At 67.2% G+C, this 14460-nt stretch carries 13 protein-coding genes and 1 other RNA gene; 3 read left to right on the forward strand and 11 right to left on the reverse strand.

What is annotated here, in order from left to right; all coding sequences use genetic code 11:
* Positions 1 to 5: 5 nt before the first annotated feature.
* The 5 genes from ACN20X_RS22900 to ACN20X_RS22920 all read right to left on the reverse strand — a co-directional run bounded on the left by ACN20X_RS22900 (position 6) and on the right by ACN20X_RS22920 (position 5286).
* Entirely contained in the window at positions 6 to 2249 is a 2244-nt protein-coding gene (locus ACN20X_RS22900; protein WP_070080957.1) for a xanthine dehydrogenase family protein molybdopterin-binding subunit, read from the reverse strand.
* Positions 2227 to 2673: a (2Fe-2S)-binding protein gene (locus tag ACN20X_RS22905; RefSeq protein ID WP_017404538.1), complete on the reverse strand. Its 447-nt coding sequence runs from the start codon at positions 2671 to 2673 to the stop codon at positions 2227 to 2229. Before ACN20X_RS22905 ends, ACN20X_RS22900 begins: the two co-directional genes overlap by 23 nt.
* A 51-nt stretch (positions 2674 to 2724) precedes the next feature.
* Positions 2725 to 3810, reverse strand: coding sequence for a porin (locus ACN20X_RS22910; protein ID WP_034365538.1), 1086 nt, complete (start codon positions 3808 to 3810; stop codon positions 2725 to 2727).
* Positions 3811 to 4033: 223 nt separating this feature from the next.
* A complete protein-coding gene (gene rnhA / locus ACN20X_RS22915; protein WP_016447441.1) occupies positions 4034 to 4480 on the reverse strand; it encodes a ribonuclease HI in 447 nt (148 codons plus the stop codon).
* Positions 4477 to 5286: a class I SAM-dependent methyltransferase gene (locus ACN20X_RS22920; RefSeq protein ID WP_016451349.1), complete on the reverse strand. Its 810-nt coding sequence runs from the start codon at positions 5284 to 5286 to the stop codon at positions 4477 to 4479. Before ACN20X_RS22920 ends, rnhA begins: the two co-directional genes overlap by 4 nt.
* 19 nt (positions 5287 to 5305) lie before the next feature.
* Between ACN20X_RS22920 and gloB the strand changes: the two genes are divergently transcribed.
* Together gloB and ACN20X_RS22930 are read left to right on the forward strand one after the other, a co-directional pair.
* On the forward strand, positions 5306 to 6079 hold the full coding sequence (gloB, locus tag ACN20X_RS22925) for a hydroxyacylglutathione hydrolase (RefSeq protein ID WP_016447443.1): 774 nt from the start codon (positions 5306 to 5308) through the stop codon (positions 6077 to 6079).
* On the forward strand, positions 6079 to 7617 hold the full coding sequence (locus ACN20X_RS22930; protein WP_016447444.1) for a transglycosylase SLT domain-containing protein: 1539 nt from the start codon (positions 6079 to 6081) through the stop codon (positions 7615 to 7617). The genes gloB and ACN20X_RS22930 overlap by 1 nt, the downstream gene beginning before the upstream one ends.
* Positions 7618 to 7684: 67 nt before the next feature.
* On the opposite strand, the gene ACN20X_RS22935 is transcribed toward ACN20X_RS22930, so the two are convergent.
* The 5 genes from ACN20X_RS22935 to dnaX all read right to left on the reverse strand — a co-directional run bounded on the left by ACN20X_RS22935 (position 7685) and on the right by dnaX (position 12635).
* On the reverse strand, positions 7685 to 8770 hold the full coding sequence (locus ACN20X_RS22935; protein ID WP_016447445.1) for an ABC transporter substrate-binding protein: 1086 nt from the start codon (positions 8768 to 8770) through the stop codon (positions 7685 to 7687).
* An 84-nt stretch (positions 8771 to 8854) separates the two neighbouring features.
* Positions 8855 to 9286 (reverse strand): MAPEG family protein, encoded by a 432-nt coding sequence (locus tag ACN20X_RS22940; RefSeq protein WP_016447446.1) that lies wholly within the window; start codon positions 9284 to 9286, stop codon positions 8855 to 8857.
* Positions 9287 to 9331: 45 nt separating this feature from the next.
* Complete coding sequence (recR, locus tag ACN20X_RS22945) at positions 9332 to 9922, reverse strand: recombination mediator RecR (RefSeq protein ID WP_016447447.1); 591 nt, start codon at positions 9920 to 9922, stop codon at positions 9332 to 9334.
* A 146-nt stretch (positions 9923 to 10068) separates the two neighbouring features.
* Complete coding sequence (locus ACN20X_RS22950) at positions 10069 to 10401, reverse strand: YbaB/EbfC family nucleoid-associated protein (protein WP_012206701.1); 333 nt, start codon at positions 10399 to 10401, stop codon at positions 10069 to 10071.
* 47 nt (positions 10402 to 10448) lie between these two features.
* The gene (dnaX, locus tag ACN20X_RS22955) at positions 10449 to 12635 is read right to left on the reverse strand and encodes a DNA polymerase III subunit gamma/tau (RefSeq protein ID WP_473209942.1); all 2187 of its coding nucleotides are present in this window, start codon (positions 12633 to 12635) and stop codon (positions 10449 to 10451) included.
* Positions 12636 to 12735: 100 nt separating this feature from the next.
* On the opposite strand from dnaX, the gene ffs reads away from it, so the two are divergent.
* Positions 12736 to 12832: signal recognition particle sRNA small type (ffs, locus tag ACN20X_RS22960), an RNA gene on the forward strand.
* A 64-nt stretch (positions 12833 to 12896) separates the two neighbouring features.
* Here ffs and ACN20X_RS22965 read toward each other — a convergent pair.
* A complete protein-coding gene (locus ACN20X_RS22965) occupies positions 12897 to 14273 on the reverse strand; it encodes a TIGR03862 family flavoprotein (protein WP_016451345.1) in 1377 nt (458 codons plus the stop codon).
* Positions 14274 to 14460 lie beyond the last annotated feature (187 nt).

The raw sequence follows: 14460 nt of genomic DNA on the forward strand, positions 1-14460 counted from the left end.
GGTGATCAGGTGGACGCGATGTCCTGCGGCAGCGGCATGGAGCGGAACCGGCGGCCCGTGGCATGGAACATGGCCGTGGCCACGGCAGGCGCCGTGGGACCCAGGGCCACTTCGCCGCAGCCCTGGGGCGGCCGGTCGCTTTCGACCAGGACCACCTCCACGCGGGGCATTTCGGACAGTTGCAGCAGCGGGTAGTCGTGGAAGTTGCTTTGCTGTACCGCGCCCTTGTCGAAGTCCAGCCGGCTCTTGAAGGTGTTGGTCAGCGCAAAGCCGATGCCGCCTTCCACATTGGCCTTGACCAGGCCCGGATTGACCACGCGGCCTGCATCAATGGCGCAGATGGCACGCTCCAGCCGCACGCGGCCTTCCACAACACGCAATTCCATGACCAGTGCGACGAAGGTCTGGAAGCTCTCGCCCCGCCCCGTGTAGACGTTGAAGGTCATGGCGCGGTGCAGGCCTGCCGGCGCGGGCTGCTCCCAGCGCGCGGCGCGCGCCGCCGCATCCAGCACGCCCAGCGCCAGCGGCTGGCCGGCCAGCAGGCGGCGCCGGTACTGGTAGTCGTCCACGCCTGCGGCGTGGGCGAGTTCGCTGATGAAGCTCTCCAGGAAGAACACGCTGGACGTGGTGCCCACGCTGCGCAGGTAGCTCAGCGGTATGGGCTGCTGCACGTCCACGGCATCCACCAGCAGGTTGGGCACGCCGTAGATCAGGTCGTAGATGGACTCGACCATGGTCTCGTCCCAGCCGCCTGCATCGGCCATCTTCTTGGGGTTGATGGCCCCGTACAGCGACTGTCCCGAGATGCGCGCATGCAGAGCGGCCGGCATGCCGTCGGCGCCGAGCACGGCGCTCAAGCGCCCCGATGCGCCGGGCCGGTAGTAGGAATGCCGTATGTCGTCCTCGCGCGAGCGGATGACCTTGACGGGCCGGCCCACGGCCTTGGATGCCGCTGCCGCATGCAAGGCGAAGTCGGGCATGTACTTGCGCCCGAAGCTGCCACCGAGGAAGGTGGTGTGCACGATGACCTTGTCCGCAGGCACGCCGCAGGCCTTGCCGAGTTCGCCGCGCAGGAAGTCCTGGCCCTGGTAGGGCCCCCAGGTCTCGACCTCGCCGTCGCGCACATGGACAGTGGCGGCCAGCGGCTCCATGGTGGCGTGCGTGATGTAGGGCGAGTGGTAGTCGGCCGTGATGGTCTTGCCGGCCGCCAGCACTTCACGCGGCTTGCCCAGGCTGCGGGCCACGACAGCCTTGTCGTTCGACAAGCCTGCGACGAACTGCGCATGGATGCGCTCGCTGTCCACGCCGGCCGCCGCGCCGGCGTCGAATTCGATGTCCAGCGCATCGGCAGCCTGCTTGGCAATCCAGTACGAATCGGCCACCACGACCACGGTGCTGGGCTCGGGGTCGGGCCACTGCGTGGTGCGCACGACGGCATGCACGCCAGGGCGCGCGCGCACCTCTGCCTCGTTGCGGATGCGCACGATGCGCCCCGTCACGCTGGGCGCCATGCGCACGGCGCCGATCAGCATGCCGGGCACCTCGACATCGATGCCGAACACCGCGCTGCCGTCGACCTTGGAAGGCGTATCCACACGGCGCAGGTTACGGCCGATCAGGCCCTGCTCGGAAGCCGACTTCATGCGCGGCCGCGCGGCCAGGGGCAGCCTGGAGGCATCGGCCACGATCTCGCCATAGCCCACGCTGCGGCCCGTCGCGGGGTGCAGCACGCGGCCGGCACGCGTCATGCACTGGGAGGCACGCACACCCAGGCGGCTTGCGCCGGCGCGCAGCAGCACATCGCGCGCCTGGGCGCCGGCCAGGCGCATGCGTTCATAGAAATAGTTCATGGACATGGAGGCACCCACGAACTGCTGGAACGGCATCTCGCCCGCATCGTTGCGATAGGCGTCGCGACCCGTGACGAAGCGCACGGTCACGCTGGCCCAGTCGGCATCCAGTTCATCGGCCAGCACCTGGGGCAGGCCTGTGTAGATGCCCTGGCCGACCTCGCACTGCGAAACGCCGATCACCACCTGGCCCGAAGGCTCGATCCAGACCCAGTCGCCGATGGCTGCTGCCGCCGCCGCACCGGCTGCCGGCGGCGCGGCCTGCGCCAGCGGAATCAGCAGGCTGCCTGCAGCAGGCGCCACCAGCAGCGCAGCGGCGCTCTGGAGCAGGTGCCTGCGCCGCAGCGAGATGGCCGAATCGGCCACGCGGCCCCGTTCATTGCTTGGACGCTGCGGCATGGATGGCCTCCCGGATACGGTGGTAGGTGGCGCAGCGGCACAGATTGGTCATGGCCTCGTCGATCTGCGCATCGGTGGGCTGCGGATGGGCCTTGAGCAGTGCGGCAGCGGCCATGACCATGCCGGACTGGCAGTAGCCGCACTGCGGCACGTCCTTGTCCATCCAGGCCTTCTGGATGGGGTGGGAGCGGTTGCTGGACAGTCCTTCGATGGTCGTGACCGCCTTGCCGCCCACCGTCGAGACGGGCAGCACGCAGGAACGCACGGGCTCGCCATCGACATGGACCGTGCAGGCCCCGCACATGCTGATGCCGCAGCCGAACTTGGTGCCCGGCAGCTTGAAGTGGTCGCGCAGCACCCACAGCAAGGGGGTCTGCCCGTCGCCGTCAAAGGCCACGCTTCGGGAATTGAGGGTGAATTTCATCGTGGGGTCTCCAATGCGCCCGCATCGACCGGGCTGCATGTCTCATGCCTCTCAGAACGAGTGGTGTATGCCTGCTGCAATCACGGTCTGCGTGCGCCCGCTGGCAACGCCCACGGAATTCATCGCCGCCACGCCATCGGAGGCGCGCTGGTGCGTGACCGAGGCATGCAGCTGCGTGCGCTTGGAGAAGGCGTAGCGCGCGCCCAGGTGGACCTGGTTCCACTTCGTCTGCTCGAAACGGCTGAAGGAGTAGCCGGTGTTGATGGTCACCGCCTGGCTGGTCTGCCAAGCAAGGCCCAGGTCGAGCGCGCTCATGTGGCTGGAGGCTGCGCCGTACTTGAGCGTGGAGCGCGTGAGCAGCGCGTTGAGCCGGACCGGAAGCGCATCGAGCTGGTAGCCGCCGCCGATGCCCAGCACCTGGAAGGTATCGAGCACCAGCGGCCGGCCCGCCACCAGGTCCTGGCCCAGCGCGTTCGCCAGGCCCGTGCGCCCGGCGATATCGAAGGCACGGCCACGCGCATCGGTGTAGGCCACGGCCAGATTGAGCTTGGCACTGGAATAGCTGCCCATGACGCTGTAGGTACGGTTGGCCTGCGAGCGGCCCGGCACCTCGCCAAATCCATACTGCGCGCCGAACTGCATACCGCCCATGCGCGGCGTCAGGTAGACCACGGAGTTGTCCACGGGGAACTGGCTGGACAGGCCGTCCAGGTTGCCCGGGTGGTACAGATAGAAGTTGTAGAGCTGGTAGCCATTGCCCCATTGGCTCAGCGTGCCGGCCGTGAAATCGACCTGGCGCCCCAGCCGCAGCGTGCCCAGCGAAGCACTGTCCAGGCCCACCCAGGAAGCCCGGTTGAAGTAGCTGGTGGGCGAGATCGGCGAGCCGATGTCCGTGAGGAATCCGTTTTCCAGCTGGAACGAGGCCTTCAGGCCGCCCCCCAGGTCCTCGGAGCCGCGCAGGCCCCAAAGGTCAGGCTGGGAGATGGCCGAATCCATGCGCGTCAGCCGGCTCCCGCGCACATCGCTGATCCAGGGCATGGTCAGGTCCATGCTGCCGTACAGCGTCACCGAACTCTGGGCAAGCGCCGCTCCCGCGCCGCCCAGCATCGCCAATGCGGCAATTGCTTTGTATTTCATCGCAAGGCTCTTTCATCGTGAGATGGTTTAAAAATTCCACAAGTGGCAATTTCAAACACCACACCACGGAAGATGCCTGGCAGGGCGTGCATTAATTTCCACTTATGGAAATATTAGCCGCACCCATCGAGTCCTGTGTCTGGGGTTTTCATCTACCGCGTTTGAGGTAGTCCTCGGGAAGAGGAGCAAGGGACAGGCATTGCACCTGTCCCGCACAAGGCGTTCAGCGTCCCAGCGCCTGATCCACGCCCATGTTGGCCAGCGCGTCGGCGCGCTCGTTGCCGGGATCGCCCGCATGGCCCTTGACCCAGCGCCAGTCGATGCGGTGCCCGCCACCCTGCACCAGGGCGTCCAGCCGCTGCCACAGCTCCACGTTCTTGACGGGCTCCTTGGAGGCCGTCTTCCAGCCCTTGGCCTTCCAGCCGTGGATCCACTCGGTGATGCCCTTGAGCACGTACTGGCTGTCGATGTAGAGCACCACGTCGCAGGGCCGCCTGAGAGCAGACAGCGCCTCGATCACGGCCATCATCTCCATGCGATTGTTGGTGGTGTTCAGCTCGCCGCCGAACAGCTCCTTCCTGGCGCTGCCAGCCTCCAGCACCACGCCCCAGCCGCCAGGACCCGGATTGCCCTTGCAGGCACCGTCCGTATAGATAACAACTTGATTCAAAAAAAATCCTTGATATGAATGGCCCGGCCGCCAGGCCGGTTGGAATGCAGATCACCGTCCGGCGCGGCCTGTGCCGGCATGCGACGGGCGACCGGCACCGTGGCGCCCGACACGACCGCACGGCCGCGCCAGGCAGGCTCCAGCATGCGCGCCCCCGGCACACGCTTGACGGCCACCACGCAGTACACACCGCCCAGCATGGGCCAGCCCAGCCGCCCCACGCGGTCCATGAACTGCCAACGGCGCAGCCAGCGATCCGTCTGCACGGCGGGACGATAACAGCCGAATTGCACGGCCTCGATCTCGAAGGCCAGCAATCGCAGCCAGTCGCGCAGCCGCCAGTAACCCACGCCCCAGCCCACATCGGGCAGGTACACGCCACGCTCGGCACGCCGCTGCACGCCCAGCAAACTGGCAGGATTGAGTCCGCACACCACGATGCGGCCTTCAGGCATCAGCACCCTGGCCGCCTCGCGCAGCACGGCATGCGGGTCCGGCGAGGTCTCCAGCGTATGGGGCATCACGACCAGGTCGAGGCTGGCCTCGGGAAATGGCAGCGCGGCGGGATCGGCCAGCAGCGCCACGGGAACCTCCAGCGGGGCAGCGCCGTCCGCTGGCGCCGCATCCTGCGTGGAATCCAGCGCCAGCCAGCGGTGCGGCATGCGGTTGGCACGCAGCCCCTGGAGCATGGGCATGCCCAGCTGCAGGCTGTGATAGCCGAAAATATCGGCCACCGCCTCGTCACAGCGCTGCTGCTCCCATTCCAGCAGGTAGTGGCCGAGGGCAGATTGCGTCCAGTGATGCATCCCTATAATTTTGCTGCTCATGAACCTGTTGCCCATTCCTGCTTTTTCCGACAACTACATCTGGCTGCTGCATGACGCCGGGCAGGCCCTGGTCGTCGATCCCGGCGATGCAGCGCCCGTGCTCGCCACGTTGCACCGGCTGGGCCTGCAGCTGCAGGGCATTTTAGTCACCCACCACCATGCCGATCATGTCGGTGGCGTGGCCCAGCTGCACCAGGCCACGGGCGCCCAGGTCTGGGGTCCTGCCTACGAGCAGTTGCCCGAACCCGTTCAGCGCGTGCAGGGAGGCGATGCCGTGCAGGCGCTGGGCGGCCCCTGGCAGGTCATCGATGTGCCAGGCCATACCAGCGGCCACATTGCCTTCTACAGCACGGCGGCACAGGCACAGCCCGTGCTGTTTTGCGGCGACACGCTGTTTTCCGGGGGATGCGGCCGCCTGTTCGAGGGCACTGCGCAGCAGATGCAGCAATCGCTGGACGATCTGGCCTCGCTGCCGGGCAATACACTGGTGTGCTGCGCACATGAGTACACAATGTCCAACCTGCGCTTTGCTCAGGCCGTGGAACCAAACAACGAAACCCTGGCTCACTACCAGCGGCATTGTCAGGCGTTGCGCGAGGCCGGTCGGCCCACGCTGCCATCCCTGATGGAGACCGAGCGCTCCATCAATCCCTTTCTGAGAACGCGCGAATCCGCGGTGGCCGCGGCCGCCGCAGGCTTCGACGCACAGGTGAGACAGCAGGACCCAGCCAGCGTGCTGGCCGGCCTGCGCCAATGGAAAAACGTCTTCTGATGAAACTGCTACACACCCTGCTGCTGGGCAGCCTGCTGGTTCTTGCCGGCTGCGCCACCACCAGCGGCCCGGACTTGGCCGGCACGACGGATCCCTCCCCCAGCCCCGCACCCCACTCCCCCATGTATCCCAAAGGGCCGCTGAGCCCGCTGGGCACAGGCAGTGCCAGCAACGGCGACGTGGCCTCGCTGGAGACCACGGGCGATCTGTGGGTACGCATACGCCAGGGCTTTGCCATGCCCGACCTGGACCAGGATCTGGTCAAGGACCGCGAGCAGTGGTACGCCAGCCGTCCCGACTACATACAGCGCATGACCGAGCGCTCCAGCAAATACCTGTTCCACATCGTCGAGGAACTGGAGCGGCGCAACATGCCCACCGAGCTGGCGCTGCTGCCCTATATCGAGAGCGCCTTCAACCCGCAGGCCGTCTCCACCGCCAAGGCGGCCGGCATGTGGCAGTTCATGCCGGCCACCGGCACCTATTTCGACCTCAAGCAGAACGCCTTCCGCGACGACCGCCGCGACGTGCTGGCCTCCACGCGCGCCGCGCTGGACTACCTGCAAAAGCTCTATGACATGTTCGGCGACTGGCACCTGGCCCTGGCCGCCTACAACTGGGGCGAAGGCAGCGTGGGCCGCGCCATCAAGCGCAACGAGAAGCTGGGGCTGCCCACGGGCTACACCGACCTGCAGATGCCGGCCGAGACCCGCATGTACGTGCCCAAGCTGCAGGCCGTCAAGAACATCGTGGCCAACCCCGATGCGTTCAACACCGAGCTGCCGGTGATCGAAAACCACCCCTACTTCCAGACCGTCACCATCACCCGCGACATCGACGTGGAACTGGTGGCCAAGCTGGCCGACGTATCGACCGAGGACTTCAAGGCGCTGAATCCCAGCTTTCGCAAGCCGGTGATCTTTGCGGCCGGCACGCCGGAGATCCTGCTGCCCTGGGACAACGCCAAGGTGTTTCGCCGCAACATGCAGGCCTTCGACGAAGGCCAGTACGCGAGCTGGACCGTCTGGACCGTGCCCTCCACCATCAGCGTGGCCGAGGCGGCCCAGCGCGTGGGCCTGGGCGAGTCCGACCTGCGCGCCCTCAACAACATTCCGCCGCGCATGCTGATCAAGGCCGGCTCCGCGCTCATGGTGCCGCGCGGCGCCAACGTGCGTGCCGACGTGGCCGGCCACGTGGCCGACAACGGCCAGATCAGCTTTGCCCCCGAGATCATCACGCGCCGCACCACCATCAAGGCACGCAAGCGCGACACGCTGATCAGCGTGGCCAACCGCTACGGCGTCAGCGTGTCCAACCTGGCGGACTGGAATGACCTGAAGTCCTCGGCCACGCTGCATGCAGGCCAGTCGCTGGTGGCCTATCTGCCGGTACGCGCCAGCAGCGGCGGCAACGCCCGCGCAGCCAAGTCCACGGGAACCGCACGCAAGGTGGCCGTTCAGCCGCAAAGCCGCAACGCCAAGGCGGCCGTCACCACGGCACAGCGCGGAGGCAAGCCATCCAAGGTGAAAAAGCGCTGAGGAATCCCTCTGGCACCCGCGTCACGGAGCCCGCTTTCGCGGGCTTTTTTGCGTGCGGCCGCCGGGCTCAGGTGTGAAAGCGCTGGCGGGACTGGCGCACGAATTCGTTGGTGTACGAGCGCTCCAGGTCAATGCCGCCGCGCGCCAGCGCAGGGTCGAGCCGGACCAGCGCACGCAGGGCCGTGGCGGGCCCGTCATCGGGCATCATCCCATCGGGCGAAATCGTGGTGCGCATGTGCTCGAAGGCCGACAGATAGGCGCGCCGGGAGCCCAGCAGATAGGGCGCAGGCACGGCCCGCAGCACGTCCATGGGCGCGGCAGTCTGCAGCCACTTGAGCGAGCGCACCATGGCGTTGCTGAGCGCCTGGGCCTTGGCCGGGTTCCTGCGCAAGAAGGCCTGTGTCGCATACAGCGTGCCCGAGGGCATGGAGCCGCCGTACAACTGCGCGCTGCTGCGCAGATCACGCAGGTCCCGCACGATGCGCACGGCGCCCTTGTCCTCCAGCACGCTCATCAGCGGGTCCGCATGGCACAGCGCATGCACACGCCCGGTGCGCAGCGCCTCCATGGCATCGGGCCCAGAGCCCACGCCCACCAGTTGCACCGCAGCGGGATCCAGGCCATCGCCCAGCAGCATCAGCTGCATGGCCCGGGCCGTGGATGCGCCCAGCGAGGAAACACCCACGCGCCGCCCGCGCAGATCGGCCAGCGTCTGGTAGCGCGGCATCCAGCGCGCAGCCACGCCCAGCGCGATCTGGGGTGCACGCCCCTGCACGACGAAGGCCCGCAGCTGGCTGCCGCGCTGCTGGGCAAGAAGCGTGTGTTCATAGGCGCCCGCGCAGACATCGGCGGCGCCCGACTCCAGGGCCTGCAGCGACTGCGATCCGCCTGGATAGTCCTCAATGCGCACGGCCAGGCCTTCGGCCTCGAAATAACCCAGCTGCTGCGCAATCACCAGCGGCAGGTAGTACAGCAGGCCCTGGCCGCCCACGGCAATCGTCAGCAGCTCGGCCGAGCCGAGCACAGGGAGCGACCAAAGAGGAGCCAGCCCCAGAAGGCTCAACAAGGTTCGGCGATCAAGCACGTGGGAAGACATGATGGTTATTTTGCTGCAGTGCAACACGATCATGCCCAGAGCCCGCATACGCAGCATCGGTGCTTGCCCGTACGTGAAACACCGCAGGGCCTGTGGTGCAGGCCCTGCGCGGGACGAGGGCGCCGGATGTGGCCGCAGGCCTCAGCGGTAGCCTGCGAAAAACAGCAGCAGATTCACCACCAGGGCCAGGGCCCAGGCCAGACTGCGCAGCGTGGCGCGGTCCATCACATAGAAGGCTATGTAGGCGATGCGCAACACCACGAAGGCCACGGCAAGGCCATCGACCCGCGCCGCTGGCGCGCCCAGTTGCCAGGCAACCAGCAAGGCGCCAATGAAGAACGGCAGGCACTCGAAACTGTTGGCCTGCGCCGCATTCGCCCGCGCCTGGTAGCCGGTCTGCTGGGCGAGCCAGGCGCGGGGGTCGTGGTTGTCGAAGCCGCGCTGCCCCGGCCGGTGCTTCATTCCGGGCGCCTTGGCGATGTAGGCGCAGACCAGCGGCAGCAGGGCCGCCACCAGCAGGCACCAATGGGCAAGGGAAAAACCGCCGGGCGGCAGGACGACAGAGGTCGGCATACGGGCTCCTGATGAAAAGACAAGGAATGCTGGCCGCCTCCACCACTACCGGCGATCCACCAGCGCATGGGCGATCGTACCCAGGTCCACGTACTCGAGTTCGCTGCCGATGGGCACGCCGCGCGCCAGCCGCGTCACATGGATGCCGCGCGCTTTCAGCGCCTCGCTGATCGCATGGGCCGTGGCCTCGCCCTCGGCCGTGAAACTGGTGGCCAGGATCACCTCCTGCACCTTGCCGTCGCCGGCGCGCTCCAGCAGGGATGACAGATTCAGGTCGCGCGGACCTATGCCGTCGAGCGGAGACAGCCGCCCCATCAGCACGTAGTAGTAGCCGTTGTAGGCCCCCGTGCGTTCCATGGCCCCCATGTCGGCAGGCGCCTCCACCACGCACAGCCGGGCCGCGTCGCGCCCGTCGTCCTGGCAGATGGAGCAGATGCGGCCTTCGGTGAAGGTATGGCAGCGCTCGCAATGGCTTACCGACTCCACGGCCGTGGTCAGGGCACGGGCCAGCTGCCGCGCGCCGTCCTGGTCGCGCTGCAGCAGGTGAAAGGCCATGCGCTGCGCAGACTTGATGCCCACGCCCGGGAGCCTGCGCAGGGCTTCGATCAGACCATCGAGCGATTGCACATCCGACATGGCGGCTTCCTTTCAATGAAGAAGATTCTCAGAAAAAAAGCGACCTGCAAGGGCAGATCGCTCGATGGCCGCTCAACGCAATTGAGTGGCTGGGGAAACCGTCACGGCCTCTCCTGGCTGTTCGGCACAACCTCTCGGGGCCAGCCTCAGAAAGGGAACTTCATGCCGCCCGGCAGGCCGGGCATGCCGGCCGTGAGCTTGCCCATCTTTTCGTTGGAGGTTTCTTCTGCCTTGCGCACGGCAGCGTTGAAGGCGGCAGCCACCAGGTCTTCCAGCATGTCCTTGTCTTCGGCCAGCAGGCTGGGGTCGATGGTGATGCGCTTGACGTCGTGCTTGCAGGTCATGACCACCTTCACCAGGCCCGCGCCGGACTCGCCTTCCACCTCGATGTTGCCCAGTTCATCCTGGGCCTTCTTGAGGTTGTCCTGCATGGCCTGGGCTTGCTTCATCAGGCCGGCCAGTTGTCCTTTGTTGAACATGTGAGTTCCTTCTTCTGTAGGGTAAAAACGAAACGCTCTAGAGCGTGTCAGGGCTGAATGGATACGGGCTTGATACTGCCAGGCACGATTTTCGCGCCATGGCTGCGGATCAGGGTCTGCACCAAAGAATGATTCATCACGATGTCTTCGGCAATGCGCTGGCGCTCATGGCTGGCCACCGCATTGCGCCGCGCGGGGCTGTCCACCACGGCGCCCTGCTCGACATGCAGCTGCCGGGCCAGGCCGGCAGCCTCCAGCGCCACACGCAGGCGCTCGCGCGTGGCGGGCTGGGCCAGCGAGCTGCTTTCCACACGCAGCGTCCAAGTATCGCCCTCGCGCGCCACCAGCTGCGACTGCAGCGCCAGCTGGCGCGCCAGCGCAGTGACGGCCTCGGCCTGCACCAGTTGCTGGACGGCAGCGTGCCAGACATCGCCCTCGGCCGTGCGCTCCACGGTCGGCGCGGGAGGCGCATCCGGGGACTGGCGGCCACGTTCGGGAGCGAAATCCTGCACATCGATCTGAGTGTCGATCTGCGGTTCGGACTGCCGTGCCACGGCAGCGGCAGGCGGCTCCAGGGCCAGATCTCCGTCATCGCTCCAGCGGCCTTCGTCGGCCCAGCCTTCATCGGGCATCCCGGCCCAGGCACCCTCGTCCGGCGCATCGGCATCCTGCACCTGCGGCGCCTCATCGGCAGAAGAGTCTTCGTCTTCCTGCACATCGTCCACGGGCTCATCCACAGGCTCGTCCAGGGGCTCCTGGGCGACACCGGCGGCCGGCTTCACCTCTGGAGCAGCGGAAGGCCTGGCCTCCTGGACAGGCGCAAGCACAGGTTCCGACCTGGCAACTGCGGCCACGGCCACGGGCGCCTGAACAGGCGCTGGAGCCGCAACGGCTTGCACCACGGGAGCGACCACGGCGGGCGCAGCGGTCACGGGAGATGCGACAGGCGCGACGGGAGCAGGAGGCGCAACCGGGACGGGCATGGCCGCCTTGGCTGGGGCAGCGGGAGCCTCGGGCAAAGCGGGCTGTGCGGGCCGCGTCTGCGCAACGGGCGCGGGAGATTCAGGCTTCGCCGTGGAGGGGGTCAGCGCTGGAGTTTTTTTTTCAGCCGCGCCCGGGGCGGGCTCTGCAGATTGCGGCTTGAACGCCAGCAGCCGCAGCAGCGCCATGGTCAGCGCCGCGTACTCGTCGGGTGCCAGGCCCAGTTCGGCCCGACCATGCAGGCAGATGCTGTAGAGCAGCTGGGTTTCGTCGCGCGGCATCAGCAGCGCAAGACGGGCAATTTCAGCGGCCTCCGGATCGCTGGCGTCGGCGGCCATCTGCGGCACAGCCTGCGCCACAGCCATGCGCTGCAGCACGGCGCACATTTCCTCCAGCGTGGAGGCTGCAGACAGGCCATTGCGGCGCAGCGCCTCGGAGGTTTCCACCACCACCTGGCCATCGGCCTGGGCGAGTGCCTCGATCAGGCGGAACACATGGCTGCGGTCCACGCTGCCCAGCATCTGGCGCACCATGGACTCCTGCAGCTGGCCGCTGCCAAAGGCAATGGCCTGGTCGGTCAGCGACAGCGCATCGCGCATGGAGCCGCGCGCGGCGCGAGACAGCAGGCGCAGGGCCTGGGGTTCGGAAGCCACGCCTTCCTGGCCGAGCACCTGGCCCAGATGCTCCAGCACGGTCTCGGGCGCCATGGGCCGCAGGTTGAACTGCAGGCAGCGGCTGAGCACGGTCACGGGCACCTTCTGCGGATCGGTGGTGGCCAGCACGAACTTCAGGTACTCGGGTGGCTCTTCCAGCGTCTTGAGCATGGCGTTGAAGGCCGTGTTCGTGAGCATGTGCACTTCGTCGATCATGAAGACCTTGAAGCGTCCCTGCACCGGCTTGTAGACGGCCTGCTCCAGCAGGCTTTGCACCTCGTCCACCCCGCGGTTGGAGGCGGCGTCCAGCTCGGTGTAATCGGGAAAGCGGCCGCTGTCGATTTCGGTACAGGCGGCGCAAACGCCGCAGGGCGTTGCCGTGATGCCGCCCTGGCCATCGGCGCCCTGGCAGTTGAGCGACTTGGCCAGAATGCGCGAGACCGTGGTCTTGCCCACGCCGCGCGTGCCGGTGAACAGATAGGCATGGTGCAGGCGCTGCTGCGTCAGGGCATTGGTGAGCGCCTGAACGACATGCTCCTGCCCCACCATTTCGGAGAAATTGCGGGGGCGGTATTTGCGGGCCAGCACAAGATAAGACATCCCGCGATTCTACGGGGCTGAGCACCCTCGCCCGGTGCGCCCCGGGTTTGGCCAGCCTTGTCGCCCGGGCAGCCCGGTGTTTGCCCCTATAATCGAGAGTGACGGGCCTCCTCGCATGGGGAAGCGGCCAACCGGGTCAGGTGGGGAACCAAGCAGCCCTAACCGTGAAACCAGTGCCGAGGGCAAGGCTCGTCACCTTCCATTGAACAGCAGGCCCTGCGGGCGCCTGCCCCGTCCACGCCCGCAGCGGCCCTTCTCTCCTCAACGCGTCTCGCCATCCACCTTCAGATAGCGGGCAACGCCCTGTGCCGCGTGCACGCCGCTGGCCATGCATGCCGTCAGCAGGTAGCCACCCGTGGGAGCCTCCCAGTCCAGCATTTCGCCGGCACAGAAAACGCCGGGCGCAGCCACGCACATGCCATTGGCATCCAACGCCTGCAGCCGCACGCCACCTGCGGTGCTGATGGCCTCGTCGATGGGCCGGGCCGCCACCAAGGTGATGGGCAGGGCCTTGATGGCCTGGGCCAGCCGCGCGGGATCGGCCACGCCGTCCTTGCCCAGCACCTCATGCAGCACGGCGGCCTTGATGCCGTCCAGGCCCAGGCGCCCCTTCAGATGGCTGGCCAGGCTGCGTGAGCCACGCGGATGGCGCACCTCCGCCAGCACGCGCTCGGGTGTCAACTGGGGCAGCAGGTCGAGATGGACGGTGGCATGCCCGTCGCGCGCAATGACTTCGCGCAGCGCGGCAGAGACGGCATAGACCAGGCTGCCCTCCACGCCCGTGGTCGTGGCCACGAATTCGCCCTTGCGCGAGAAAACGTTGCCCCGGCCATCATCAAAGGACAGCGCCACCGACTTGAAAGGCTGGCCGGCAAAGCGCTCGGTGAAATAGGGGCTCCAGCCGCGCGCAGGCTGGGGGCTGGCCCCCAGCAGCTCGGCCATGAATTCCCTGCGATCGATCTGCCCGCCCGGCGCCGCACCGCCCAGGCCCACATCGAACCCGCAGTTGGAGGGCTTCAACGCAGCGACTTCCACGCCGCGCTGCTCCAGCCAGGGCATCCAGGCGCCATCCGAGCCCAGCCGCGCCCAGCTGCCGCCGCCCAGCGCCAGCACCACGGCCTTCGCGTGCACCTGCAGCCGCCCTTCGGGGGTATCAAAGCCCAGCGCATCGCCATCCTGCCAACCCAGCCAGCGGTGGCGCGTGTGCAGGACCACGCCCTGGGTCTGCAGACGCACCAGCCAGGCACGCAGCAAGGGCGCAGCCTTCATGTCCTTGGGGAATACGCGGCCCGAACTGCCCACAAAGGTTTCCACGCCCAGCTCGCCGGCCCAGGCACGCAGCTGATCCGGGGGCAGCAGCTCCAGCCAGCGCGACACCTCGGCACTGCGCTCGCCATAGCGGGAGACAAAGGCGGGCAGGTTTTCGGAATGGGTCAGGTTGAGCCCGCCCTTGCCGGCCATGAGGAACTTGCGTCCTGCGGAGGACTTGGCCTCGAACACATGGACAGTCAGCCCCTTGCCGGCCAGCCCTTCGGCCGCCATCAGGCCCGCAGGCCCGGCGCCGATCACCGCCACATCGCAGTCCATCGTGCGCGCCGCCGCGCTGTGTTCAAAAGCATCCATCACATCAGTTCCCATTCCAAGCTCGCATTCAACTTTGCGCTGCCGGCAGACTCATATGCCTGCAGCGCGGGCGCGCAGAATACCCTGCCGCAGGCCGGCCTGCGCGCAGGCGCCACTAATTCCCGATGACCCCGCAACCCTGCTGCCGCCCCGTAAACAGCTATGACAGTCATAGCATCCAGCTACCGCCCATACGGTGCAG

It is taken from the genome of Delftia sp. PX-1 (assembly GCF_055797465.1).